The 25474-nt window shown below is 53.2% G+C and carries 23 protein-coding genes and 1 pseudogene; 9 read left to right on the top strand and 15 right to left on the bottom strand.

Features of this window, described 5'->3' with window-relative positions; translation table 11 throughout:
• Nucleotides 1-282: 282 nt before the first annotated feature.
• The 4 genes from BUA28_RS04120 to BUA28_RS04105 all read right to left on the bottom strand — a co-directional run bounded on the left by BUA28_RS04120 (nt 283) and on the right by BUA28_RS04105 (nt 7163).
• A complete protein-coding gene (locus BUA28_RS04120; protein ID WP_072767076.1) occupies nt 283-3396 on the bottom strand; it encodes an efflux RND transporter permease subunit in 3114 nt (1037 codons plus the stop codon).
• A gap of 1 nt (nt 3397) precedes the next feature.
• On the bottom strand, nt 3398-5005 hold the full coding sequence (locus tag BUA28_RS04115) for an efflux RND transporter periplasmic adaptor subunit (RefSeq protein ID WP_072766859.1): 1608 nt from the start codon (nt 5003-5005) through the stop codon (nt 3398-3400).
• A complete protein-coding gene (locus BUA28_RS04110; RefSeq protein WP_072767075.1) occupies nt 5002-6339 on the bottom strand; it encodes a TolC family protein in 1338 nt (445 codons plus the stop codon). Before BUA28_RS04110 ends, BUA28_RS04115 begins: the two co-directional genes overlap by 4 nt.
• A 410-nt stretch (nt 6340-6749) precedes the next feature.
• Nucleotides 6750-7163, bottom strand: a complete 414-nt coding sequence (locus BUA28_RS04105) for a hypothetical protein (RefSeq protein ID WP_143148429.1) — start codon at nt 7161-7163, stop codon at nt 6750-6752.
• Nucleotides 7164-7518: 355 nt separating this feature from the next.
• Here BUA28_RS04105 and ppk2 point away from each other — a divergent pair, with 355 nt between their 5' ends.
• The 4 genes from ppk2 (at nt 7519) to BUA28_RS04080 (ending at nt 12626) form a co-directional block, all read left to right on the top strand.
• Entirely contained in the window at nt 7519-8331 is an 813-nt protein-coding gene (ppk2, locus tag BUA28_RS04100; protein ID WP_072766857.1) for a polyphosphate kinase 2, read from the top strand.
• A gap of 367 nt (nt 8332-8698) precedes the next feature.
• Nucleotides 8699-9136 carry a hypothetical protein gene (locus BUA28_RS04095; protein WP_072766856.1) on the top strand — a complete coding sequence of 146 codons (438 nt, stop codon included), beginning with the start codon at nt 8699-8701 and terminating at the stop codon, nt 9134-9136.
• Nucleotides 9137-9717: 581 nt separating this feature from the next.
• Nucleotides 9718-11691 carry a DNA repair helicase YoaA gene (locus BUA28_RS04085; RefSeq protein ID WP_072766854.1) on the top strand — a complete coding sequence of 658 codons (1974 nt, stop codon included), beginning with the start codon at nt 9718-9720 and terminating at the stop codon, nt 11689-11691.
• A 518-nt stretch (nt 11692-12209) separates the two neighbouring features.
• Nucleotides 12210-12626: a hypothetical protein gene (locus BUA28_RS04080; protein WP_072766853.1), complete on the top strand. Its 417-nt coding sequence runs from the start codon at nt 12210-12212 to the stop codon at nt 12624-12626.
• Nucleotides 12627-12672: 46 nt separating this feature from the next.
• Here the strand turns inward: BUA28_RS04080 and BUA28_RS04075 are convergent, their stop codons facing one another.
• The 4 genes from BUA28_RS04075 to BUA28_RS04060 form a co-directional block, all read right to left on the bottom strand.
• A complete protein-coding gene (locus BUA28_RS04075) occupies nt 12673-12918 on the bottom strand; it encodes a hypothetical protein (protein ID WP_072766852.1) in 246 nt (81 codons plus the stop codon).
• Between the two features lie 110 nt (nt 12919-13028).
• The gene (locus BUA28_RS04070; RefSeq protein WP_218587223.1) at nt 13029-13541 is read right to left on the bottom strand and encodes a glycine-rich domain-containing protein; all 513 of its coding nucleotides are present in this window, start codon (nt 13539-13541) and stop codon (nt 13029-13031) included.
• Nucleotides 13542-13719: 178 nt separating this feature from the next.
• Nucleotides 13720-13893 carry a hypothetical protein gene (locus BUA28_RS15770; RefSeq protein ID WP_178297878.1) on the bottom strand — a complete coding sequence of 58 codons (174 nt, stop codon included), beginning with the start codon at nt 13891-13893 and terminating at the stop codon, nt 13720-13722.
• A gap of 443 nt (nt 13894-14336) precedes the next feature.
• The gene (locus BUA28_RS04060; protein WP_072767073.1) at nt 14337-15677 is read right to left on the bottom strand and encodes an anaerobic C4-dicarboxylate transporter; all 1341 of its coding nucleotides are present in this window, start codon (nt 15675-15677) and stop codon (nt 14337-14339) included.
• Nucleotides 15678-16160: 483 nt separating this feature from the next.
• Between BUA28_RS04060 and BUA28_RS04055 the strand changes: the two genes are divergently transcribed.
• Complete coding sequence (locus BUA28_RS04055) at nt 16161-17513, top strand: cache domain-containing protein (RefSeq protein ID WP_072767072.1); 1353 nt, start codon at nt 16161-16163, stop codon at nt 17511-17513.
• A gap of 23 nt (nt 17514-17536) precedes the next feature.
• The gene (locus tag BUA28_RS04050; RefSeq protein ID WP_218587222.1) at nt 17537-18214 is read left to right on the top strand and encodes a response regulator transcription factor; all 678 of its coding nucleotides are present in this window, start codon (nt 17537-17539) and stop codon (nt 18212-18214) included.
• Nucleotides 18215-18386: 172 nt separating this feature from the next.
• On the opposite strand, the gene BUA28_RS04045 is transcribed toward BUA28_RS04050, so the two are convergent.
• The 6 genes from BUA28_RS04045 to BUA28_RS04020 form a co-directional block, all read right to left on the bottom strand.
• Nucleotides 18387-18923 (bottom strand): hypothetical protein, encoded by a 537-nt coding sequence (locus BUA28_RS04045; RefSeq protein ID WP_072766849.1) that lies wholly within the window; start codon nt 18921-18923, stop codon nt 18387-18389.
• A gap of 55 nt (nt 18924-18978) precedes the next feature.
• Nucleotides 18979-19380 carry a hypothetical protein gene (locus BUA28_RS04040; RefSeq protein ID WP_072766848.1) on the bottom strand — a complete coding sequence of 134 codons (402 nt, stop codon included), beginning with the start codon at nt 19378-19380 and terminating at the stop codon, nt 18979-18981.
• Between the two features lie 174 nt (nt 19381-19554).
• Entirely contained in the window at nt 19555-20193 is a 639-nt protein-coding gene (locus BUA28_RS04035) for a hypothetical protein (protein ID WP_072766847.1), read from the bottom strand.
• A gap of 83 nt (nt 20194-20276) precedes the next feature.
• Nucleotides 20277-21317 carry a PEP-CTERM sorting domain-containing protein gene (locus tag BUA28_RS04030; protein ID WP_072766846.1) on the bottom strand — a complete coding sequence of 347 codons (1041 nt, stop codon included), beginning with the start codon at nt 21315-21317 and terminating at the stop codon, nt 20277-20279.
• A 171-nt stretch (nt 21318-21488) separates the two neighbouring features.
• On the bottom strand, nt 21489-21680 hold the full coding sequence (locus BUA28_RS04025) for a YbdD/YjiX family protein (protein WP_072767071.1): 192 nt from the start codon (nt 21678-21680) through the stop codon (nt 21489-21491).
• A gap of 54 nt (nt 21681-21734) precedes the next feature.
• Nucleotides 21735-22103 carry a hypothetical protein gene (locus BUA28_RS04020; RefSeq protein WP_371915206.1) on the bottom strand — a complete coding sequence of 123 codons (369 nt, stop codon included), beginning with the start codon at nt 22101-22103 and terminating at the stop codon, nt 21735-21737.
• A 113-nt stretch (nt 22104-22216) separates the two neighbouring features.
• On the opposite strand from BUA28_RS04020, the gene BUA28_RS16045 reads away from it, so the two are divergent.
• The 3 genes and pseudogenes from BUA28_RS16045 to BUA28_RS04015 all read left to right on the top strand — a co-directional run bounded on the left by BUA28_RS16045 (nt 22217) and on the right by BUA28_RS04015 (nt 23965).
• Nucleotides 22217-22399 carry a hypothetical protein gene (locus BUA28_RS16045; protein WP_218587221.1) on the top strand — a complete coding sequence of 61 codons (183 nt, stop codon included), beginning with the start codon at nt 22217-22219 and terminating at the stop codon, nt 22397-22399.
• 12 nt (nt 22400-22411) lie between these two features.
• Nucleotides 22412-22627: pseudogene (locus tag BUA28_RS16375) on the top strand (cyclic nucleotide-binding domain-containing protein); the annotation flags it as partial.
• 45 nt (nt 22628-22672) lie between these two features.
• Complete coding sequence (locus tag BUA28_RS04015) at nt 22673-23965, top strand: NAD(P)/FAD-dependent oxidoreductase (protein ID WP_371915207.1); 1293 nt, start codon at nt 22673-22675, stop codon at nt 23963-23965.
• Nucleotides 23966-24105: 140 nt separating this feature from the next.
• Here the strand turns inward: BUA28_RS04015 and BUA28_RS04010 are convergent, their stop codons facing one another.
• Nucleotides 24106-25473, bottom strand: coding sequence for an ATP-binding protein (locus BUA28_RS04010; protein ID WP_072766845.1), 1368 nt, complete (start codon nt 25471-25473; stop codon nt 24106-24108).
• Nucleotide 25474: the final 1 nt, after the last annotated feature.

Raw genomic sequence — 25474 nt, 5'->3', positions numbered from 1 at the left:
TCCTGTTACCTCATGTCCATTGGGGTTGATTGCCGTCGGATTATCCCTCAGTTTCATACCGTCGTTCCGTTCCGCGAGACCCTTGCAGTGCTTGCCTGCTGAGCTATTTTTTTGATGGATTACGCTTCTCTTCATCCACACTATTTACAGTAGTGTGTATATATATCATTATTTTCATTTGATTACATATTAAAGTTAAAGAACATTTTCCATGTGAAACGCCCGGTAAAATGGGTTCAATTATCCCTTGTGAAAGCAGCGTAAGTTAAATGTCATATTCATTTATTTGCGCAAGCTCCATTCCTTGACAATTGCATAAATGGCGGGAATTACGATCAAGGTAAGCAGCGTAGACGAAACCATGCCACCGATCATGGGCGCGGCAATGCGCCGCATCACTTCTGAACCGGTACCGGTGCCCCACATGATCGGCAACAGACCTGCCATGATAGCCACCACAGTCATGATCTTTGGCCGCACCCGCTCCACCGCACCTTCCATTACTGCTGCATAGAGATCGGTGACCGTCGGCTTGTCGCCCGTGAATGCGCGTTTCGCCTTTATTGCATCCCAGGCATGGTCGAGATAGATCAGCATCACGACCCCCGTCTCTGCGGCAACGCCGGCGAGCGCAATGAAACCCACTGCTACCGCAACGCTGAGATTGTAGCCAAGCAGCCATATCAACCATATACCGCCCACCAATGAAAAGGGAACCGACAGCATGACGATGAGGGTTTCGGTGAACCGCCGGAAATTAAGGTAGAGAAGCAGCAAAATAATCGCCAGAGTAAGCGGCACGACCACTTTCAGCTTCTGCTTGGCGCGTTCCATGTATTCGTACTGTCCGCTCCAGGTTGCGTAGTAGCCGGGCGGGAATTTCACCTGTTCACGCACCGCCTTTTGTGCCTCGGCGACGTAACTGCCGATATCGCGGTTGCGAATATCGACAAAGATGTACGCCGACAGCAGCGCGTTTTCGGTACGAATGCTGGGTGGCCCCTTGATTGTCTTGACGCTTGCCACCTGCCCCAATGGGATCATGCCACCGTTCGGGAGGGGCACCAGGACCTGAGTGGCGATGGCCAAGGGATCTTGCCGCAATTCGCGCGGATAGCGTACGGTAACACCGAAACGCTCGCGGCCCTCGACCGTGGTCGTCAGCATCTCGCCGCCGAGCGCTACCGAAATCACTTCCAGCAGGTCGCCGACCGCTAACCCATATCTGGCGGCCTCGATACGGTCGGGTTCGATATCGAGGTAGTACCCGCCGATCGTACGTTCCGCGTAGGCACTGGTCGTTCCGGGCACCGTTTTGATAACGGTCTCGATCTGCTTGGCGAGTTCCTCCATTTCGCCTAAGTCCTTGCCGAATACCTTGACGCCGATCGGCGTGCGGATGCCGGTGGCAAGCATGTCGATCCTGTTCTTGATCGGCATGGTCCAGGCATTGCTGACCCCAGGTATTTGCAATGCCTGGTCCAGTTCTGCTATCAGGGTATCTATAGTCACGCCGGCACGCCATTCACTTTCCGGTTTCAGGTTGATGACCGTCTCCGCCATTTCGAGCGGAGCCGGGTCGGTGGCGGTATTGGCGCGCCCCGCCTTGCCGAACACCGACCCGACCTCGGGGAACGTCTTGATGATCTTGTCCTGGGTTTGCAATAGCTCGGCGGATTTGGTGACCGACAATGCCGGCAAGGTGATGGGCATAAACAACAAGCTTCCCTCGTTCAGCGTGGGCATGAATTCACTGCCCAGTTTCATCGCCGGAAATACCGAGAGCGCAAGCGCAATCACGGCTAAGGTAATGGTGAGTTTCTTCCAGCGCATGACCCAGGCGATGACGGGGCGGTAAATCCATATCAGAAAGCGGTTAAGCGGATTTTTCTGTTCGGGCATGATCTTGCCGCGGATGAACAGAAACATCAGCACCGGCACCAGCGTGATAGACAGTAGTGCGGCGCCCGCCATCGCAAAGGTTTTGGTGTAGGCGAGCGGCGCGAACATCCGCCCTTCCTGCGCTTCCAGCGTGAATACCGGCAGGAAGGAAACGGTGATGATGAGCAGGCTGAAGAACAATGCGGGCCCAACTTCCCGACAGGCATCAATCACTATCTGAAGACGTGGCGAATCGGGCGGCGCGCGCTCAAGATGCTTATGGGCATTCTCGATCATGACGATTGCCGCATCCACCATGGCGCCAATGGCAATGGCGATACCGCCCAGGCTCATGATGTTGGAATTAAGCCCCAGCATGTGCATGGCGGTGAGCGCGATGAGCACGCCGATGGGCAGCATTATGATGGCCACGAGCGCGCTTCTCGCGTGCATGAGAAATACAATGCAGACCACTCCCACAATGATACTTTCCTCGATCAGGACCCGTTTCAGATTGTCGATGGCGCGGTGGATCAGGTCTGAACGGTCATAAACAGCGTGTAGCGACACACCTTCCGGCAAACCACTGGAGATTTCCTTAATCTTCGTTTTAAGGTTGTCAATGACGTCAAGCGCATTTTGGCCGTAACGCGCCACGACAATGCCGGCGACTACTTCACCTTCACCGTTCAGCTCCGCGATTCCGCGCCGTTCGTCCGGTGCCAACTCGACTCGTGCCACGTCGCGGATCAGCACCGGTGTGCCTTCCGTAGCCTTGACCACGAGATTTTCGATGTCGGAAATACCGCGCAGGTACCCTCGGCCACGCACCACATATTCGGTCTCAGCCATCTCGATCACCCGCCCGCCTACGTCACGGTTGCTGGCGCGTATCACTGCTGCGATCTGGTTGAGAGGAATCCCATAGGCCTGCAGCTTGCGCGGCTCCACGGTCACCTGATAGGTTTTGACGAACCCGCCCACGCTCGCCACCTCGGCCACGCCCTGGGCTTTGGTGAGTTGATAACGCACGAACCAATCCTGTATGGTGCGCAATTCCGCAAGCGTATGCTGGGCAGCAACCACAACATATTGGTATACCCAGCCTACGCCGGTGGCGTCCGGCCCCAAGGTCGGGGTGACACCGCGCGGCATGCGTCCCGACGCGAAATTAAGGTATTCGAGTACTCGTGTGCGCGCCCAGTAGATGTCGGTGTGATCCTCGAAAATGACATAGATAAAGGATGCGCCGAACACTGACAGGCCCCGCACCACTTTGGATTTGGGCACCGCCAGCATCGCCGTGCTCAAGGGATAGGTAATCTGGTCTTCGACCACCTGCGGTGCCTGCCCTGGGTATTCCGTATAGATGATGACCTGAACGTCCGAGAGATCCGGTATCGCGTCCAGAGGCATGCGGATAACGGCATGGATGCCCAGGCCGATCACGAACGCGGTTCCCAGCAACACCAGGAACACGTTACGCGCGGACCATTCGATAATTCGGCCCAGCATGTCAGTGCCCCCGCTGATCGCTGGCAGTCGGGCTTTCATTCGGCGGTTGGATGCGAACGATGACATATTCGCCCGCCGACTCCTCGGCTATCTCGAAACTCACTTTCTGGCCGGGCTTCAGTGGCCGCAGCAGTGCCGGGTCCCTGACACGGAAATCCATGGTCATCGCCAGCCAGTTGAGGCTCGCAATTGCATCATGTGCAATCGTTACCGTCGCATGGGTCCAATCCATTTCTGTAATATTGCCTATGCCATGATGACTTGCCGGCCCTGGTGCGGCCCCCAGTGTCGTCATGGATGCGCCGGACGTGGTCTGTCCGTTCTCGCCAGATGTAGAACCTGGATGGTGGCCGAAGCCGCCTAGCGCCGCCTTGAGGTTACTCTCTGCATCGATCAGAAAGTTCGCGCTGACCACAACCGTTTCTCCGGCTTTCAACCCCCCCAGCACTTCAGCATAGCCATCGGCGCGTATGCCCAGTTTTAGGGGGCGTGGCTCGAACCGGCCTTCGCCCAAATCAACCAGCACCAGCCGCCGTATGCCGGTGTCGAGCACAGCCGAATCAGGCACGGCAAGCACCTTGTTTTTACTGCGGGATGAGGCGAACTCCACCCTGCCGTACATGGCAGGCTTGAGCAATCCCTGAGCGTTGGGAAGTTCGATGCGTATTTTTGCGGTACGGGTTTCGGGCGTCACCGTCGGATAGATGAACGTGACCTTGCCGTTGAATACTTTCTCCGGATACGCATCCAACGTGATGGTGACGCCCTGGCCCCGCTGCACTAAGCCAAGATCCTGCTCAAACACATCTGCCAGCATCCATACCTTGGAGAGATCGGTGATCTGGTACAGTACTTCTCCGGGCGTAAAGCGGTTTCCCTGAATTGCGGATTTTTCGATAACCGCCCCGCTGGCGGGGGAGCGCAAGGTGATAAACCGTTTGATCCGGCCTTCTTCCTGCAGCGTTTGCAGGTCAGAGTCAGATATGTCCCAGTTGCGGAGTCTCTGCAAGGCATTCTCTGACAGCCGCAGCATGCCTGCCCGAACCTCGGGCCCGCTCCCTTCGACCGACTGCATCCCTTTCCTGGCAATAAGATATTCGTGTTGCGCTGTGATCAGTTCAGGACTGTAAACATCCATCAACGCCTCGCCTTTTTTTACCGCCTGGCCGGTGGTGTTCACGTAGAGTCGCTGGATCCAGCCCTCGAACTTGGGCGCCATGGTATATAGCCGCCGCTCGTCTGCCTGTACCGTTGCTACCGCCCTTACGGTACGAGTGAGTTCGCGCAGCGCGACAATCTCGGTTCTCACGCCCAGCTTTTGTATTTTTTCGGTACTGATCTTCACCACGGAATTATCAGATGGGGATTCTTCGCCCTCATAAACCGGGAGATAGTCCATGCCCATGGAGTCTTTCTTCGGCACCGGCGATGTGTCGGGGTGTCCCATCGGATTGCGGTAATAGAGAATCTTCGGCTTATGTGTCGACGCCTCAAACTTTTGCGGCTCGACCGTAGAGGTCTCAAACTCAACGCTGCCCCACCAATATCCCGCGGCCACGGCCGCCGCGATAAAGGCGATAACCACTATCAATCTGGTGATGGTTTTCACAGAGGCTCCGCCGGAATGGGCAGGCGGACCGCCGACGGCAGTTTGCCGATGAGAAAATCAATTTCCGCCAGCGCCTTGTTATAGCCCGCCATGGCTGTTGCCAGGCTGATCTCATAGTTAAATACCGTCATCTGGCTATCAAGCAGTGTGAGAAAGTCCACACGGTTGACCTGGTATGCGGATATTGCCGATTCAACCGTAAGCCTGGCCTGCGGCAGGATCGCGGTCTGGTAGAGCCGTGCTGATTGCAAGTTTTGCTCGGCCATCGCCGTCTGCTGGCGCAGGCTGGCGGCCACTTCATTGCGTTGCGCTTCGTACATGCTCTGGGCCTGATCACGCTTCGCCAGTGCTTCCGCAACACGCGGGGCAAGCTTGTTTTCGCGCCACACCGGCAGGTTGACCGCTACAGTCAAGGACACCATGTCGGGGCGCCTGCTGCCGTCCAGCATGTTGTCGCGCTGGCCGTACGCCAGACGTACATCGAAGTCGGGGTAGTAGTTTTTGCGTGCGAGATCAAGCGCTTTTTCGTTCCGTGCCACCATGCTTTGCAGCGCCAGCAATTGCGGCCGCTGCGAAAGAGCGATCTCGCGCAACGATTCCAGGTTCAAGGTTTCTTCGCACAATTGCGGCGGCCCTGGCACAGGCGGGGTAACGATTGCGTTGCGTCCCAGCGCACGAATGAGTTCGGCTTCAGTTGTCGGCCGTTCACGCGCGAGCTTGAGCAGTTCGTCCAGCATTCTGGATACCTGCGTCTGTGCCTTCAGTGCATCGGCCTGGCTTCCCAAGCCTACCCCGTAATGTTGTTCGGCAATGTGGCGCATATCTTCCAGGATCAGTTTATTTTTCTCGACCAGCCGAGTCTTTTCAAGGATGAGTCCCAGATCGAAATAAGCTGCCTTGATATCGCGTGCTACCCGGTTCACGGTTTCCTGATAACCGTGGCTGACACTCTGCGCGTCCTGCATTGCGACGTCCTTGCGCAAACCGCGCTTACCGGGGAATGGCAGGCGCTGGGACAGACCGATCATTTTCATGGTCATGTCTTCACGATTGAAAGTTGATGATGCCAGCGGGGCATTGATCACCCCTGCTTCGAGAATGGGGTCATCCAGCGCTTCGGCCGGAGCTATTCTCTGGCTGGCGGCCTCGCGCTCCCGCAAAGCGGACTGGATTTCCGGATTGCTTTCCATAGCTTCCGTGATCAGCGCAGCCAACGCAGCAGCCCCATTTGTTGCAGAGGCTTCCATGGCTGGTCCAAAAGTAGTCGAGGAACTCTCTGGCGCAACGGCGCCAACGAGAGCTTCCGCCTTTACGTCCGCTGAAAATATAGCCATGGCAAAAAATGCGACAGTTGCCGCACTTCGAATTATTCCGGCTGCTTTTCCTGTACCTGTTGATCTGGTGCTTTCGGCGTTCCTTCCGATTTTGCACAAGTTCCTCGCGGGAAAGCGCCGCTGACCATGAGTAACTGAAATCCGAATGGCTGCGGGCGGCATTTCCTTTGAAAGCGGCTCAAAGTTTCGAACGCCGGGCCGCTGCGATGTAACAAGGAACGAGAGGTTCATTCTGATTTCCTTAACATGTGGTGGCAGAGCAGCCGATAAGCCAGCTAGTACATCGGCCAGCACTTGCCATTAGCACTCACGGCAACTGCAACCTCCATGAGGCGCTATCGCAAAAAATCTTGAATATGAATCACGTAGATGATCGCCGATACATCAGGCGGATTTCTTCTATCGAAGAACTAGGCCAGAGGAGGACGCTGGGGTTGCTGCAGAATGAATGAAGAAAAGCGGGAATTAAAAGAGACGGGATAAGAAAATCCGCCGGTAAAATTCAGGGCGGCGGGCACGGAAGGCAGGCCGTTGCCACTGATGTGGCAAACAACGCCATCGCAGGAAAGAGCGAAGCCCGCCTCATTTGCGGCGCCGTCGTCGCCATGGCTGCCATGGAGTTGCTCGTGAGCATTGCTGTCATGCTGGGCGCAGGCAGCTGGAGTAAAGGCGGATGGGATGGCGGAAGAAATGAGGTGCGTTTCGAGCCCTGCCGACATATTCCTGGCTTGCGCGCACAACGGCATGATTGCTGCGAGCGCACCTTGCAGCGGCAGCGCCGATATGATTAGAATCACTATAAATGTGCGTGTACGCAACATCATGTTATCTAGTATGCTTATTTCTTCTGCGTAGAGCAAGTCCATATACTACAAACGGGGTCTATGAGCGTTTTGAAGCTGAGTCCGAACTCAGGGTTGCGCATAGTTTCGTGAGTCGTGCGTTTCGACGAATATGAATTATCGTAGTACAGGGGCGGATAAATGCAAGTCGACGCCTCAACGCGATCCATAACGCCAATTCATTATGCCAGCGCATGATGAATAAGCCCTGAGTAAGCTTATGAAATTATTTCCATGATCGTGCCGAATGATGGATCGCACTTCACTCTACTTTCATGCTGAAGCAGTATAGAGGCATAATCCACAAGATTGGATTCCCAACTGACCATACCCATCCATGAGCAAAAAAGCCGAAAAAAAAGAAAAGGAATCGGACAGGTCCGAATCCGATATATCCAAAAAAACCTATGAGGATACGCTATACAAACTGCAGATTGAACTCGTCAAGCTGCAGCGTCACTTCATCAATTGCGACGACAAGATTCTCGTCATCTTCGAAGGGCGGGATGCTGCCGGAAAGGACGGCACGATCAAACGCATTACCGAGCACCTGAGCCCGCGCGAGACGCGGGTGGTCGCTCTCGGCGTCCCCTCCGACCGGGATCGGAGTTCCTGGTATTTCCAACGTTATGTTCCATATCTGCCTGCGGCGCGGGAGCTCGTGCTGTTTAACCGCAGCTGGTACAACCGGGCGGGCGTGGAAAAGGTAATGGGTTTCTGTACTGAAGCCGAATATGAAGAGTTCATGAACTCGGTGCTGGATTTCGAGCATATGCTGATTCGTTCCGGCATCAAGCTCCTCAAGTATTACCTCGACATCAGCAAATCCGAACAGGCAAAACGGCTGGATGAGCGCAAGAAGGATCCGCTCGCTCAATGGAAAATCAGCGGATTAGACAAGCACGCGCTGAAAAAGTGGAATCAATACAGCCTTGCGCGCGACAAAATGCTGGCCAACACGCACAGTTTTATATCGCCATGGATAATTGTGCATGCCGACGACAAACCGCTGACGCGGCTCAACGTCATCAAGGATATGCTCAGCCGGCTCGATTACGCAGACAAGGACGAGCGGCTGATTCTTTCAGACCCGCAGATCGTTACCCCGTTTGCGATCTCATCCATCGAGAAAGGCCTGCTGGCCCCGTAATGGAGATTAAGCCGAAATTGCAGTAGAGCCCTCGTGCTGAGGCCTGCCGGCGCTGACCAGCAAAGCCGGAAAGGTCTATCTGCACAGCCGGTAATTTCGATGTCGCAACAATTTCCACTGTAATCCAAGGCAAGGTGAACCCGCAAGGATTGCTATCCTCCGCGTTCCCGTTCGGGCAGCGGCATTCTTTACACTTTTCACAAACCACAGAACATGCTGCGCAAATAGGCCTTTTCGCCAATAGCTTGAGATACTTTAAACATAAGAAAGTTGACAAAGTGCCAGGCAGTTAGTAATCTATCCGTGGCAGCCGAGTTTGCGTGCAGCGCATCTCGTGCAGTCAATTCAGACTCTCAGCAGCTTTCGCATGAAAATAAACAGGTTTCTGATAATGATATCTTCTTTCGGTTTATTGGTTGCCTGCGCACCGATGAGTCGGTATGAGGCGGTAAAAAGTCCTGCCATCCTTAAAGCTGTGCAGGATGCCAGGACATACAACGATCACAACGCGTTGGCAAAGCGTTTTGAAAATCTGGCCAAAGAAATGCGCATGAAGGCAGAGGAACAAAGAAGATTACTTGAGCATTATCAGGAAAAAAGCTACCTCTACGGGAGGCAAGCGCAGGATCGGAAATCGCATACCTGGGCTTTAATGCACCGGTATGAACAAGCGGCAAAGACAAGCCTCGGTAAAGCGGCTACTCACCGGCAAATGGCAGCAAAACTCAAGCAGGACGGTTATGCTACTCCTATCCGGCAAACAGAGAACGCCGCCAATAATCCTAAAACCACTGAAAACAATTGAGATAAGCGTATCCAGGCGATCGTTTTTGTCATATTTATAGACCCGCAATTCGAGGTCACCGATAGCAAGGCCAACCAGGCTATTCCAAAGGTGATCTTTAATCGATGATATGAAATCAATCCGGCTAATATGCAGGGAAGTATCGTTGTTGTCATCAGTAAAGAGGTGCCTCCCGCTAATAATTCTTGTTATCTTTACCGTGATCAGTATCGCCGCGTTACACGGACTGGCGAGGAATATCGCCCAGAAAAGGGATTTTTTCAGCGATCCGTTGTGCACCGCGGCCTTATGGAAAAAAACCTATCACGCCGGCCACAATTTGCCTCAGGCAAGCACGCTGCCAGGAAAGATCAAAACGGCTAAAGGCAGAAAAAGCGTTTAGCTCACCGTAATTCGTCTGCGATCCAAAATAGTAATACTCGGCTATTTATAGGAGCGGATGAGGGAAGTATGCGTCTTTTGCTGAATAGACCGACGGCAGGAATTAAATCAGGGACCGATAATAGACGACAAATCAGGGTTTAACGGTGCCTTATACAAAGCACTGCGTTATCATGGCGGCAGTTCCCTCGACTTCCTCCATGCCTGATATCGAAACCTTCTTTTCCGCTGCCGGCGCGCTTGCCCGTACCGTGCCGGGTTACAGCGTGCGTGCGCAGCAACTTGAAATGGCGCAGGCAATAGCGGAAACCATCGCCGCAAATTCTCTCCTCGTCGCCGAGGCAGGCACCGGCACCGGCAAAACTTTTGCCTACCTGGTCCCGGCGTTGCTAGCCGGCGGCAAGGTGATTATCTCCACCGGCACCAAGACCCTGCAAGACCAGCTCTTCAACCGCGACATTCCTACCGTGCGGACGGCACTCAAGGCCCCGGTGACCGTGGCGTTATTGAAAGGACGAGCCAACTACGTCTGTCATTACCATCTGGAGCGCACGGTGCAGGAGGGCCGCGCCATCCTTGCCAGCCGTGAAGAGGTGAAGTATCTGAAGCTGATTGAACGCTACGCCGCCGCCACCCAAAGCGGTGATAAAAGCGGGTTGAGCGAAGTGCCGGAAAACGCCGCGGTCTGGCAGCAGGTGACTTCCACCCGCGATAATTGCCTCGGTTCGGAATGCCCGCATCACAAGAATTGCTTTGTCATGGAGGCTCGCAAACAGGCACTCGCAGCAGATGTAGTTGTAGTCAACCATCATCTGTTCTTCGCAGACGTCATGTTGCGCGATGAAGGCCTGGCCGAGCTGCTTCCCGCCTGCAACACAGTAATATTCGACGAAGCCCACCAGTTGCCGGAAACCGCCAGCTTGTTTTTTGGAGAATCGGTAAGCACCAGTCAATTGCTGGAGCTTGCTCGCGACACCGAGGCGGAAGCGCTGCGAGGCGCGAAAGATTTTGTTGCCCTGCCCCCTGTCATAGCGGCAATGGAAAAAGCGGCACGCGACTTTCGGCTGACTATCGAGGGCGAGAATACGCGTCTGCCGCTGGCCGCTACGATGAAAAATGCCAAGTTCGGTAGTGCCCTGGACGAGCTGCTGAAAAAACTTGAGGTAATGATAGATATGCTGGAAAGCCAGGCAGAGCGCTCTGAAGGACTAGAGAACTGCTGGCAACGCGCGCGAGAAATTTCCACCAACATAAAACGCTGGCGTGACCAGGCAGAAGCCGAAGGGTTCGTGCGTTGGGTGGAAGTATTCAGTCATGCACTGCAGCTCAACGCCACACCGCTTTCCATTGCGGAAATTTTCAACAAGCAGTTGAGCGGGTCTCCCCGCGCATGGGTATTCACTTCCGCAACACTTTCGGTAAAAGGCGATTTCTCGCACTACAAAAACGAAATGGGCCTGGATACGGAATCAAGCCCCGCACAGTCAGCCTGCTGGGACAGCCCATTCGACTTTGCCAACCAGTCCCTGCTTTATGTACCCGTCGGCATGCCCGAACCCAATAGTCGGGAATACACCGAAGAAGTGATAAAGGCCGCACTGCCGGTATTGAAGGCCAGCCGTGGCCGTGCTTTTTTCCTGTGCACCAGCCTGCGTGCAATGCAACGGGCTCACGAACTGCTGCTGGAGGCATTCAAGCGGGAGAAACTCGATTATCCCATACTGTTGCAAGGCCAGGGCTCGCGCTCCCATATGCTGGAACGCTTCCGTAAAATGGGCAATGCCATACTTATCGGTAGTCAATCCTTCTGGGAAGGCGTGGACGTACGCGGCGAAGCGTTGTCGGTGGTGATAATCGACAAGCTGCCCTTTGCCCCGCCGGATGACCCGGTGCTCGCCGCGCGCATAGACAAAATCAACAAGGAAGGACGCAATGCCTTCATGGAATATCAACTACCGCGCGCGGTCATCAACCTCAAGCAAGGCGCGGGAAGGTTGATCCGTGATGAAACCGATCGCGGCGTACTGATGATCTGTGACCCGCGCCTCATCACCAAATCGTATGGAAAGAAAATCTGGCAGAGCTTGCCGCCGATGAAGCGTACCCGAGAATTGGCTGAGGTGGAGGCATTTTTTGCCACGAATGATGAGGCCGCCGTGGCCAGTGACTCGTAACCCGGCTGGATATTCAGTTTCGTAAACGGTTTTGGTATGGTTGCGATTCTTGCAGGCTTATCCACTGCGCCGAGCTGGCGCAGTTGTTTCGGTTCCGTGCCCTGCTTGGCAGACCGGGCTCTACCCCAAAGCCAAAAGCGCGCTGGTGAGGCGAAGGGCTCAAACTGCGCAAGATCCTGCGCCGGTTAGCGCTTTTATACGCCCACATCCTGGAATGCCTGCAATGCCTCAGACAGAAACAAAATGAAGATGAACATCGATTAATGATGGCTGTTTGTTAAGGAAGAGGTTTTTCAGGGACGAATAACTTAGGTATATTGGAAAACACCTGGTTCGAATACCTCATCTGCCGATCGTTTCAGCGGCGCTAAAAGGCCCCCCATAGTTTAGCGCAGGCCATTGTAGCGAGGGACTTCCTAAGGGTTTCCCTTAGCATAAAATCAGAGTTTCCCCAATGTACTCATAGTATTAATCGAGCTACGATAAGGCCAACTAACCTATTTGCGTTCATTACTATTATGAAAACAAAATCTGGAAAATTCGTTGCCGCGATATCGATGATAGGCCTGCTGGCTTCGCTAAGCGCCCCCGCTACTGCGGCTGATAATTCTGCTGACACCCCTGAAATCCGTGCGGCGGTGCAGAATGCCACCACCCGGAGCGATCATGAGGCCATAGCAAAATATTATGAAGACGCGGCTTCGCAGATGCAGGCAAAAGTGAAGGAACAAAAGGAGCTGCTGGAACAGTATCAGAATAAAAGCTATCTCTATGGTCGGCGGGCGCAAGACTTGCAATCCCATACTGAAGCGTTAATCCGGGATTACGAGCGGAATGTCGCAACAGATATACAAGAAGCCGCTTTGCACCGTCAAATGGCTTCAAAACTCGACGATAACCACGCGACGTCTGGGACTCAGAGCCCAGCGCTTTAAGCGAGCTATTGGTATATTTTAAGTCGAGGCAACATTAGGGATAGTTTTAGTAACTCACCCTTAAATGGTGGCTTATTTCCGGCCGGGCCTTGCGGTGGTGGTAGTCATAAATTTTTGTGGTCGAAATGTTGTCAAGGTCGGCAACATTGTCCAACACATGAGTCGCGGCCTTGGCGCTGCTCATGTGCGGTTCCTTGTTTTCGTTCAAATACCAAGCTTGTTCAGATACTTCCGCACCGCCGTCCAATAAATAGAACTTGCCGCGAGTGTGGCCAGGGTGTGCTGTGCACATTGTTTATCACCGACCGAAAAGTGCATTTAAATCCCGTCTATGGCCGGCAGGGCCCGTAACGCCTTCTACAATGGGAGCTTGGAGCTACGCGGAGGCAACTCGGTTTCTGTTTAACCACCACCTCCGCAACCACCTCCACAGCCGCCATCACCTGAGCAACTGCCTCCATCACCTCCGCAACCACCTTCTGAAGCGTTATCATGCGGTCCACCACTGATGGCGTAGTTATTGTTCAGGACGTGGTTGAATCCGTCAGGTATCTTCAGCGCGTTATCAATCGCGAACAGAGATGGAAGCCGCTCAGGCGAGTACCGATTTATTCCCTCCCAGTCACAGGCCAATCTCCATGCTCTGCTTATGCCCTCAGCAAAGGAAACCGACGAGCTTGCCTCGCTTGCAGGGATATGATGGAGAAAACGACCCATGGTACTCCAGCAGAAACGCTCGTAAGATCGTGTTATCAGAATGAATTCATGCCACGCACGATCCACCACGCGGGAAGGCATCGAAATTTCCTCCTTCCCGCTCATATAGCAAAATTGAAAATACTGACTTAGCCCTTGCATGACGAGGCGCAGATGCTCGTCGGATAGATGAGGATAATGATTCCTTACTTGTTCCATTATTGAATCGGGGAACGCGTACTCATTAATGAAGGCGGAACGATATCCAGTTTGCGCACTTTGTCGGGATCTTTTCGGCTGAGATAATGAAAAAAATAGAAGGAAGCTCAAATAAAGAAAAAAAAGCAGAATATCGCTCTCTTCCGCCCCCCATTTAAACATTCCATACATAACGCAACTACTCCATAAAAGAAGATTGGGCCAAAAATCCGAGTAGTTCTTCTTTTCTTTCAGGAAGAGGTTTCAATGGAATTATTGCTTTCATCGGCATATATTTGCTCCTGCTCAGGAGCCTCCCGGTCATGGATATGCCGGTTTTTTCTCTGCCAACCAGCAATTGATATTCGACCATATTTCATTTCCTTCGGTATGCGTATAAATACGGTCAGTTGGTACGTAGTTGCCAGAAGAGGCTTGAATAAAATCATAAAAATTGGAGAATGAACACATATAAAGCAGCTAGTGGCCTTTATGGATGTCATGACGCGCACGCGATGGATGCGTCAGGAAAGCGTGATAAAAAATGCATCTGGAATTGCCTGCGGATGTCTCGCTTTCCAACCTGAGCTGTATAAAGGAGTCCAGCAGCAGGTTTTGAAAAAGCCTGGAGGTCATCCAGCAGTGGCGCGCCGGATCTGGGATGGTATAAGCCGATCCAGATGATTACGCGGCTTTACTCATGAACATTCGGCAATAGTTATCTGCTCGCCCATCATTACGGTCGTGCGAAGATGCCTGAATGCCCATCAAAGCGGGGTCACGGCTCGGCAGTCGGAATGACAAGTTGCTTCTGCGTTAGATGAGCCCGCGTGACGCGGCAAACAAATATCCGAACACGCACGAAGTGGATACGCCAATCAGTCCGGGGAGCATGAAGCTGCTATCTATAAGGTACTTGCCGGTATGCGTCGTACCGGAAAGATCGAACTGGATGGCTGCCAGGTCGCTTGGATAAGTGGGCAAGATAAAATAGCCATAGCTTGCAGCCGCAAAAGCGATAACATATCCCGGTGCCACGCCAATCGACATAGCCAGCGGCACCATTGCAGTGATGGCGGCCGCTTGGGAATTTACCAGCCTGGAAACCAACAGCAACGCAATCGCGTAAGTCCAAGGCTGGGCCTTCACCAGCCCCGACAGCGCGATCTTCACATCTTCCAGATTCGCGTCGAATACAGTGTTAGCCATCCAGGCCACACCGAATACCGCAACGACAGCAATCATGCCTGCACGGAAAACATCGTTTCGGGCTACGGCTGCGGGATCCGTTTCCGTAAATAAAATAATGAGGGCGCCTGCGAGCAGCATGAATATCTGAATGGTGATCACCATCGATAAAGGTTTACCATCGACAATGGGTCTCAGCGATTCGATTGCGCCAAGCATGGACACCACCATTATCGCGCCGACGAATATGCCCATTGCGATCCATTGGCCGGGCCGCAACTGCTTCTTTTCCAATGGAACGGTCTCGCCATAGACGCGCTTCCAGTTATCGGGGTCGGCAATAAGCGCCTGGAACCGTTTATCGTCATTAAGCTCCTCGCCGCGGAACGCGCTGAAAATACTGACTATTAATACGCCGGCTAACGTTGAGGGAATTGTAATTGACAACACGGTAATAAAATCGATTGCCGCGCCTTCCACGGGTATGACGGCAAGAAATGCCACCAGCGAAACCATTGCCACCGATACCGGGCTCGCGATGATGCCCATCTGGCTGGCAACAGCGGAAGCAGCCATCGGGCGCTCCGGGCGAATGCCGTTCCTGATCGCGACGTCATAAATGATGGGCATCATCGTATAAACGACGTGCCCTGTGCCGCATACCATCGTTAATCCGCAGGTCGTAAAAGGCGCCAGCAACGATATGAATTGCGGATTGCGCCGCAAGAGTTTCTCAACTCCCCGCAACACCACCTCCAATCCTCCCGAAGCCTGCAGCGTTGCCGAGGCAGCCACGACCGCGATGATTGTAAGTATCACATCCACTGGCGGTTTTCCTGGCGATAACTGGAAAACGAATATCAATATGACAAGGCCGATGCCGCTTAGCAAGCCCAGCGCGACGCCCCCTTTTCGCGTGCCATAAACCAGGCAGGCAAGAATGATGGCCAGTTCTAAAAGGAAATCCATGCTGTTCAATTTTTCCAGGTAAAAATGCACAACCGCTTATTTTGAATCCAGGATCAGCCGTTGTGAAAGCCCCCATATCACACAAACACAACAATCGTCCCCTGACTAATTCGTGCCATGGAAAAACAAGAAAGAACATAAATGACTATGTATTTGCCATAATTTCTCATAGTCAGCGAAATGAGCCCCTGCATCCCGGCCGATGCTTATGCAAGTGATTGATCGGAAAAAACGCGGCTGATATTATGCCCCCCTATCCTCGCTGAGTTAGAGCTTTTCACGGGGCAGGATGCGGACATAGCCGATGCGCTCTCGTTCGTGGAAGACCGGTTTAGCCAGATCTGCAACTCATCGATGTTTTATTGCTTTCATGCAATTAATATTTGGTACCAACCTGCTATCTCCAGCAAACGTACAAGCACGTAGCGCGAATACGTAGTTCTACGTATTCGCGCATGACGCACAAGCCATAAAATGGTGTTTATGAAACTAAGACAAAAAATCATTGTATTTGCCACTGTGCCGCTTGTTCTGGCACTTTGCATCATTGCATTTACTGTCTACCACCATGCAACGGATTTAAGTAAAGCTCAGCAAGAGGTTATTCAACCGGCTTTTCGCGCCATCAAGCAAGCCGAGCTGAAGAGCTACGTGACGCTGGCCAGGCATTCGATCGCCCATCTTTATGAATCGGGTCGCACAGACGCCGCCGCGATGGAGGAGGCAAAAGCCATTCTGACGCGGCTGGATTACTCGGAGGACGGCTATTTTTTTGTATACGATCTCAAAGGCACGCTGCTTGTTCATCCGCGCAGGCCGGAGCTAATCGGGCACAATCGCCTGGAATACAAGGATGTCAACGGCTATCCGACCATCCAGAGCCTGATCAGCCGGGCGAATGAGGGCGGCGGTTATGTACAGTATGCAACGGAAAAACCGACTACTAGATTACCTGTTCTCAAGCTCACCTATGTCATTCCGCTGCCTGAGTGGGGATGGGTTATAGGGACGGGAATTTATCTCGATGATGTCGAAAACGCATTAGCCACCGTAGATGCCCAGGTGTCGAGCAATAATTTCGACACCATGCGCTGGATTGGCGCCATTGCGTTCCTGGGAGTGGTCGTGGTGATTACTTCCGGCCTGGTGCTGAGCATCCGCGAGCGCCACGCCGCGCAAGCGGAGGAACAGGTCAGGCTGGCGGGCGAATTGCACGACGACATTTGCCAAAGACTGGTATCCGCCAGACTGCAAGCCGAAACAGGCATTATCCAGTTGACGGGAATTTCCGAGCAGTTCACGCCGGCGCAGAGCACATTCGAGCGAATGGCGGCACAACTGGATAATATCCTCGGAGACATCCGCAAAATTGCCCATGAGCGTTATCCAGATACAATTAGCCCCGGCCTCGATCTTGCAGCCTCCCTCCTTCGACTGGCTCATGATATGAAAAATGCCGCGACCCCTATCGAATTCACCACAGTGGGGATAACAGAGGATTTATCCGGCTCCGTCCATAAAGTCCTTTACCGGGTTGCCCAGGGAGCACTAAGGAATGTCATGGAGCACGCCGCTGCGAGGCAGGCATGGATGCGGCTGGAACGTAGCAAGCGTGGGGTCGTGCTCACCATTCGCGACAATGGCAACGGGTTTGACGCAGGCCGGATCGATAGCGACCCAAGGTTTGGCATGAGTTTGCGCAATATGAAAAAACGGCTGGAAGAGATCGGCGGGCACTTGAAGATTGATTCCACAAGCAGCGGCACAACGGTAATCGCCACCATTCCGCTATCCTTATTACATTACTTATTACATTATTTTCTTCCAAAGCCATGATATATGATCGGCCCATCAACATCATGCTTGTCGATGATCACGAACTGCTATTGAAGGGATTACGAGGCCTGCTGGAAACCAGGCCGGCTTTTCGCGTAGTTGCCGAGGCATCGGGCGTGGAGGAAGCCTTGCGCACGGCAAAAGATAAGGGGGCAATAGACCTGGTAGTGACGGACCTGGGAATGCCGCACGGAACTACCGCTGGCATTGAATTGACCATGAGGCTGCTTGCCGAATTCTCCACTTTACGCGTTCTAATATATACCATGCATAATGAAGACAAGCACATTCTTCAAGCAATCCAGGCGGGTGCGAGCGGTTATGTGTTAAAAGACAGGCCAGCATCCGATATTATTAATGCAATCAACAGGATCGTTAAAGGCAAAACTGTCTTTCCCCCGGTGTTGGAACTCGAACGGCTTTTGACGCCAACCGAGCGGCAAGTCCTGTGGCTTCTTGGCGATGGAAAGTCAAATACATATATCGCGGTGGAGATCGGCATTGCAAAAGGAAAACTCGGTATAACCAAGCGTACTGTAGAGGGTCACCGCTCCAGTATCTGGCAAAAACTAAAAGCCGTATTGCCTGAAGAAGAAGGGGAAAACCCAGCGGTTCTAATAAATATTGCCACAAGATATAGAGATCGCTCCCCTTTCCCCATCATCATTGATACAAAGATAAAGGATAAGTCCTCTCGCTAATTTTTTTGCGTGCGTCCTTGAGGCGTCGGCCCTGTCCAGGCATTGATAAGCTGCGTTTTTTATTGTTCGCAATGCTTGAAGTCGAGGACCGACGCAGAAGGCATGCATTCATGCGCCCTTTCCGCTCCACATGCTGCCTTCTGCGTGTTCGATAAAAGAACGGGACTACCTTTTATTCTTTCGCGCTCGTCACCGCTTGTGCCACACCTTCCGCAAATCCATGCTCCACGTCTTCAATGGACGTCGTGCCACCATAGATTCCGCCCCACGCGAACGTCTTGTCGATATCGAATTCGGAAACTTTCGCACGTTGGGGCAACAGGAATACAGATGCCTTGGCATCAATATGAATTTGTCCAAGCCCGGCAAGCATGAATCTGGCGAAAGCATTGCCTTTTTCATATCGTGTCAACAGCACCGCGATTTCATATTCACGCTTGCCCGAAGAATCGGGATTCTGCAATTTTTGAAAGTCGATCTTTCCCAGGATGTTCCGCGCCAACCGCTGTTTCTCATGTTCGTCGATAAAAACGCCCTCCCCCGCTTCTACTTTCACATCGGCGGTGTCGTTGGCGTCCAGGCGGTGGTCCTTCGGCAATGCTTGCCTGAATGCTGCATTAGGGGATGTTGTCGCGCAGCCGGAAAGCAATAATCCGGCGCCTATCGCTGCCAGGAAACCAACCCTCAATATCTTGATTGAATAGTACATTTTATTGATATTTCCTTTTTTAAGTTAAAATATTTGTGTTCATCAGCCAGCGCATTTATTTCTTCAATACCGTAACTTGATCGACCCTGTCGTCCTTATCGTATGAAACCTGGTAAGCCATCTCATCACCGCTGAAAACCGCTTCCGCAGGTGTGCCGACAACCTCCCACAAACCCAGCGTTGCTACATCGGCAGCGCCATGAAACAACGCCCTGCCGGCTTTTACCCCGGTGCTGTAACCCTGGATAAACTTGAAAACCTCATATTTCCTGCCATCCCGCGTCTCCGAGACGGCAGGAGGACCAAACTCACCCAGAAGCATATTTCTAGAGGTTCCCGACCTGAACAAATCCACATTCTTTTTGTCGGGCTGCTTCGCCGCCATGAAGACCGAGCATCCCGAGTTGAAGACCAATACGGGCGCAAGAAGAAATACTGCCAATAGCTTATGTGTCATGATTTTTTTATTCTCAAAAATTAAAGACGAATGTGTACGAATCCACGCTTTCCTTTAGGAGCGCCCTCGTATTACATAATTCATATCATTGTGTTTAAAAGTGACTATAACCAGGAACTGATATATCCAAATTGGAAGCACATTCCTTTGACTGGTGCGAATAGCAATCTGGCCCTATTTATTCGCCAATACATCGGCTTCAGAAAAAATTCGTCTAGCGATATCCTCCAATTCAGAAGGCCCCTCATCGCCATAGTTGACGCATTTTTCATAGCTGGCCGCGGTAAAGCAAATCCGCATGCCTCCGGCATCCAGCATGTGGAGTCCGGCCGTTTCGACAGTTTCCTCATCCTTCAGGAAGACTGAATAGCGGTTGGTATAATCGTCCGGCATATCGAAAAAGCGAATTCTGTAGAACTCGTTCATTAGGACCAGCAACTTCTTCACTTGGTAAGTGAATGGCATGATTTTGCCGTCCCGCTCCAGCGTTGCGCTACCGGAACCGGCCAAGCTGACTCGCTGAACCGGAAAGGCGGCGTTGCCGGGGTGACGAGTCAGATGGATACGCACGTCGTCGATGCGATAGGTCAACGGCGGTCCGCCTGGTCCAAGGCTGCCGGTAATGACAGACTCAGCGGACATGGCCGCCGGCATCCCCAGGCATGTGATAACCATCAGCAGGGTGCCGGCAAGGAATTCATTCGGTGTCCAAATAAAAGAGCCACGCTTGAGCTTGAATCCGGCAATGAATGCCGCATTCTCAAGCTCACATTTTGAATTAGTCGATTGATCCGTATCGGCTTTGGATATCATGTGACTTCACCCTCCTGGAAAATTGCTGCCAGCGGTTTTAACCGGCAAGAAATTCGGGATCTCGCGTCCGAGTCCCGAATTGTTTAGCCCATCGTGATAACGGATGCACGGCGACGTACAATCGCACCCAGCACAGCGAGACCCGCAAGTAGCATGGCGTAAGTTTCGGGTTCTGGCACGACCGCTACATAGCCGAGATCCTTTAGAATGCCGACTTCGATCGCACTATAGTCGCGCATTTGCGGACCTGCGTAGCTTGCGGGTGACATCAGCGTTCCTTCGATGCCGGGCATCCGGTCGTCCAGATGGGAAACACTGCTGCCCGGTTCCCAAGCGTCCGCTGTATAGAGCGTGACCAAAAAGCCGCCATTCGCGGCCACGGCGTTAGTCCCGTTGAAGAACAGCCCCTCAGACCCGCCTTCGCCCCAATTGCCGACACTGCCGGTATCCCACGCCCCCTGATTCAGCACAAAAGTATGCGGATCAATGATCGGATTGTTGTTCTTGTCCACAATGAAGCTGGAAAACGTGCTCCAGCTTCCATCTTTCATACCGAACGCGCTCGTCCCGGACTGCGTCATTACGGGACTGAAACCGAGCGTATGGGTAAATTCGTGATATAATGTACCGTAGAAGTCGTGCGTGCCTGGATACCATCCCCATCCCCAAGCCGGCGGCGTATTGAAATCAAGTTCCCAATTTGCACCAAAATTGACGTTTACCACACCATCCGCAACATTCCCGTTCAGATCGATTCCATTTTGAAGCTTGGTCCGGACAACCTCTCCAAGATTGAATCCCGCACTGCCCGGATTGGTAAAATAACTGCTTGCCGACGCCAACGTCCCGCTGTAAGGATCGTTTTGCGCATTCGCGGTCAGCACGATAGTGGCCGAATTGCTGAAATGGCTGCCGAACATGCTGGAGAAATTTTCGGCTGCCGTGTTCAGGGCAGCTTGCCGGCTCGCTCCATAGATGGGATCAAGGAATCCTGTTCCCGCGGGATCGCCATATTGAAACTGGAAGGTGATGCCCGCATACGCCGTGGTTCCCAATGACAGGCAGCCTGCCAGCAGCGCAGCGCGCACCATGCGCTGCATCCGATTCTGTTTCTGATGTATCATGGAATCTCCTTGGGTTGGGGTAAAAAAAACTGGTTAACTGTTTTGTATCGGTTTCATTTACTGCTCAGGTTGAACTTTAATCGTGTCCACCTTCGTCCGAATCCGCACAATTACGTCTAAAAGCTACGTAGAAATACGTATCGCGGGTTTTACCGGTGATCCATTCCGAGCCTAGCAACATCGCCCTACCCGTCCGTCATATCGTGCCGTCTGGCATTCCTGGAAGAACTCCTGATAGGACATAGGCGGTTTATTAGGATGTCTGCTGCGCATATGCGCAACATAAGCACTGTATTCAGGCACACCTACCATCAGACGCAGGCTTTGTCCGACATAACCTGCTACGCTCAGCAATCTGGTCATTCGGGTAATTTTTCTAATTGGGGATTCATGGAACATGATTGCCATCCATTATTTTCAAAATTGCGGGTGTCGCTCAGGCGGCGATAGCGGTTCGAACGGGGCTTCTTTGACGGTGGGAGCGTTCATGCCGCGTGCACGTATCACCGTTCGGATACCGAACGCCAATAAGCTGATCAGCATCAGTATGAAGAGGCCTGCCAGCGACGCATTGACATAGTCGTTAAAGATCACCTGCCGCATCTGCTCTATCGATTTGGCCGGCGCAAGGAACATCCCGCATGCAGATGCCTCCTTGTACTGGTCGGCATGTGCCAGAAACCCGATACGCGGATTCATATCGAAGATCTTCTGCCAGGCGGCAGTCAACGTGCAGACCAGCACCCAGGTAGCGGGTAGGATGGTGATTGCATGGTTTGTACACATCTCGATAATCTTCGCAAGACCATACCTGCGGCAGATGGCTATGAAGATTGCCTGAAGACTGAAGCTCCATGGGTACACGTACGCCCATATAGCCAAGTCGGCTGAAAGCCGCGATGAACGAAGTCGCCGGTAGATTGTTCTCGTCGACGCCTGGCCAAGTGGATGACGTTTCCGCCAATGCGGCGGATGTGCCGCTGCCTCCAAGTCTGGCATCGCGCCGCGAGCAGATGTTTCCTAAGCTCGCCCCTGCAGAAATTAACCGGTTACGGCGTTTTGGCACGACGCACACCTGGTAGCCGGGTGAACTATTATTCGAGGCCAGCAAGACCGGACCCGGCATGTTCGTTTTGTTAAACGGGCACGTCCTGGTTACGCGCAAAAATTGCCTTGGAATCGAGGTTCCCATCGTTGAGAACGGACCGGGCGACTTCATGGCTGAAATCGGCCAGCTTTCGGGACGTCCCTCCCTTGTCTATGGGCACGCGCTCGACGTGGTCGAAGCATTGCTGATAGATTCGCCTTCGTTGCGTGCCGTGGTCGTGGCCGAGGCCGAGCTCGGGGAACGAATCATGAGAGCCCTGATCCTACGACGCATGGGATTGATCGAAACCGGCGCAGGCGGTCCGATATTGATCGGTCCTCCCGGCGGCGCCGACATGGTGCGACTGCGGGGATTTCTTTCAAGGAACGGCCATCCTCATCTGGCGCTGGATCCGAAGCTGAATAGCGTCGCGGAAGGTGTGATGAAGCTCCACGAACCGCGTCCGAATGAGTTGCCGTTGGTCGTATGTCCGGATGGAACGATCCTCAAGTGTCCCACCGAAAGGGAACTTGCACGTCGCCTCGGCTTATATATCGAACTGAGCGCTGACCGCGTCTATGACGTTGCGATCGTCGGTGCGGGGCCCGCAGGCCTTGCATGTGCGGTATACGCCGCGTCGGAAGGGCTTTCCGTGCTGGTGCTCGACACCCATGCGTTCGGGGGCCAGGCGGGCGCTAGCGCCAGAATCGAAAATTACCTCGGCTTCCCGACTGGCATCTCCGGCCAGGCGCTTGCCGGACGCGCTTATGTTCAGGCGCAGAAATTCGGTGCTGAAATGGTGGTGCCTGTTGAAGTGACGTCGCTGGATTGCACCTGTTTTCCCTATGCGCTTAAACTGGATTGTGGCGTACGGATTTCGGCTAAAACCGTGGTGATCGCGACAGGCGCAAAATATCGGCGTCCCGCCATACCCGAACTCGAGAAATACGAAGGTCGCAGCATCTATTACTGGGTGTCGCCGATCGAGGCCGCGCTGTGTGGCCAGGAAGAAGTTATATTGGTGGGCGGCGGCAATGCTGCCGGGCAGGCAATAGTATTCCTGGCAAACTATGCGGCGCATGTGCATCACCTGATTCGCGGACCTGACCTTGCAAAAAGCATGTCGAAATCTCTCATTGACCGTATCGAGGCACTCGCGAACGTTACGCTGCACCCGGAATCAGAGATCGTTGCAATCGAAGGCGGTGAAGAAGGCGTGAGCGGCGTTCATTGGCGCAATCGCAAAAATGGCACCATGCAGACGAAATCAATCCGGCGCATTTTCCTGTTCGTGGGTGCCGACCCAAACACCGGTTGGCTCGATAAGTGCGGCGTGAAAGTAAATGATAAGGGTTTCGTTTGTACGGGCCTCGATCTCTCACCCGCCGACTACGCGCGGTTGGCGTATTCGACGGACGATCACTATCCCCTGCCGCTTGAGACTTCGGTACCGGGAGTATTCGCGATCGGGGACGCGCGTGCCAGCTCAACCAAGCGCGTCGCCGCCGCCGTGGGCGAAGGCGCCGCGGCGGTCGCGGAGGTGCATACCCGGTTGGCATAGCAGACAACTATCAAAATAGCATAGCCTGCGGCCGGACTGCTGCAGCATGTCGACAACATACTAATCGGGCGCCACCCTGAATCTTCTGGCAGAAAGAAACCTCTGCCCTCTCCCCTTCCGCCGGAAAATCCCTTATCCAATCAATTCGCGGCAAGCTGCAAGCGGATGAGAATACTCAATCCTCCATCTGGCTCGTTTTGTGCCACGATTTCGCCACCATATAGCCGAATAGCACGATCAGCGATGGCTAACCCGAGCCCGTGCCCGCCGCTTAGACTATCTCTGGCCTCCTCTACCCTCATGAAGGACTCAAAAAGATGGGGTAGCATTTTTTCGGGTACGCCGGGTCCGTGGTCCCGAACCTTAATAATGATGCTGTCCGGAATATCCCGATCTGCCAACATGGTTATTTCTACTGCCGTATCCGGTTTGGTGTACTTGATGGCATTGCGCACGACGTTTTCAATGGCACTGTGAAGCAGTCTGGCATTTGCCTTAACGCTTGCCGAAAACGCGTTCTTCAGCTTGACTTCGCAACCCTTTGACTCCGCTTCGAATTGTGCATCATCGATGAGTCCTTCGAGCAGTTCGCGCATATCAACCTTCTCAATATGCGCAACATCCACCCCTGCCTCCAGGCGAGAGAGTTCAAGAAGTTGCCCAATCAATTCATTCAGCCGTTCTATCTCGGTTTCGATGCGGTCAAGCTCTTGCTCCGCCCGACCGTTTGATCGCTGCCGGGCTAGGCCCAATGCGACCTGCAAGCGAGCGAGTGGAGAACGCAGTTCATGGGAGGCGTCACTCAGTAATTGCCGTTGCGCGCCAAATACCTTTTCGAGCCGTTCAGCCATTGTGTCAAATGCGCCCGCCAGGTCCGCAATTTCATCGCGGCGGTTGCCCATGGATGGGGCGACACGCTGGGTAAGATCACCGGCCGCAATATGCTGGGTGGCACGGCGCAACCGCTCAAGCGGAAAAGTCAGGTAACGGCTGAGCAACAGGCAAATCAGCGCACTTACCAAAGCTGCCACCGCCACGGGCAGCGCAATAACTCTCGGGCGCTGCAAAACTCTGCGCAAGGTAATGCTCTGGAAATCGGGAACCATGCGGTATGCGCTTCCTCCCGCCAACCGTATTCGCTGCAGATGGGACGGTCCTTTTCGTTCCATGCGTTCAGCGTGTTCACGCCTTCGATCCAGCCTTGCAATGATATAAGCGGGAATCTCTCGCTCAAGCACATCTTGTCCTGCTTCATCGATCAAAAAAATGGGTATTGCTTCGCTACGATCCAGATTTTCCAGCCATTCCTTTAGGCCTTCGATTCCATTCTGTTTCGCGGCTGCCTGGCCTTGATTGAAGTATTCCGACAGACGTACGCGCATGCTGCCGATATCTTGTTGTGTTCGTGTATGTTCGAGATAACTCGAAGCAGCAAACATAACCAATGCAGAAAAAATAATCAGCGTAAGCCAGAATGACAGAAATATTTTCCAGAAAAGTCTGTGCATC

This window comes from Nitrosospira sp. Nsp11 (assembly GCF_900142705.1).
GTDB lineage: Bacteria > Pseudomonadota > Gammaproteobacteria > Burkholderiales > Nitrosomonadaceae > Nitrosospira.
This window is presented reverse-complemented; position numbering and strand designations above follow the sequence as displayed.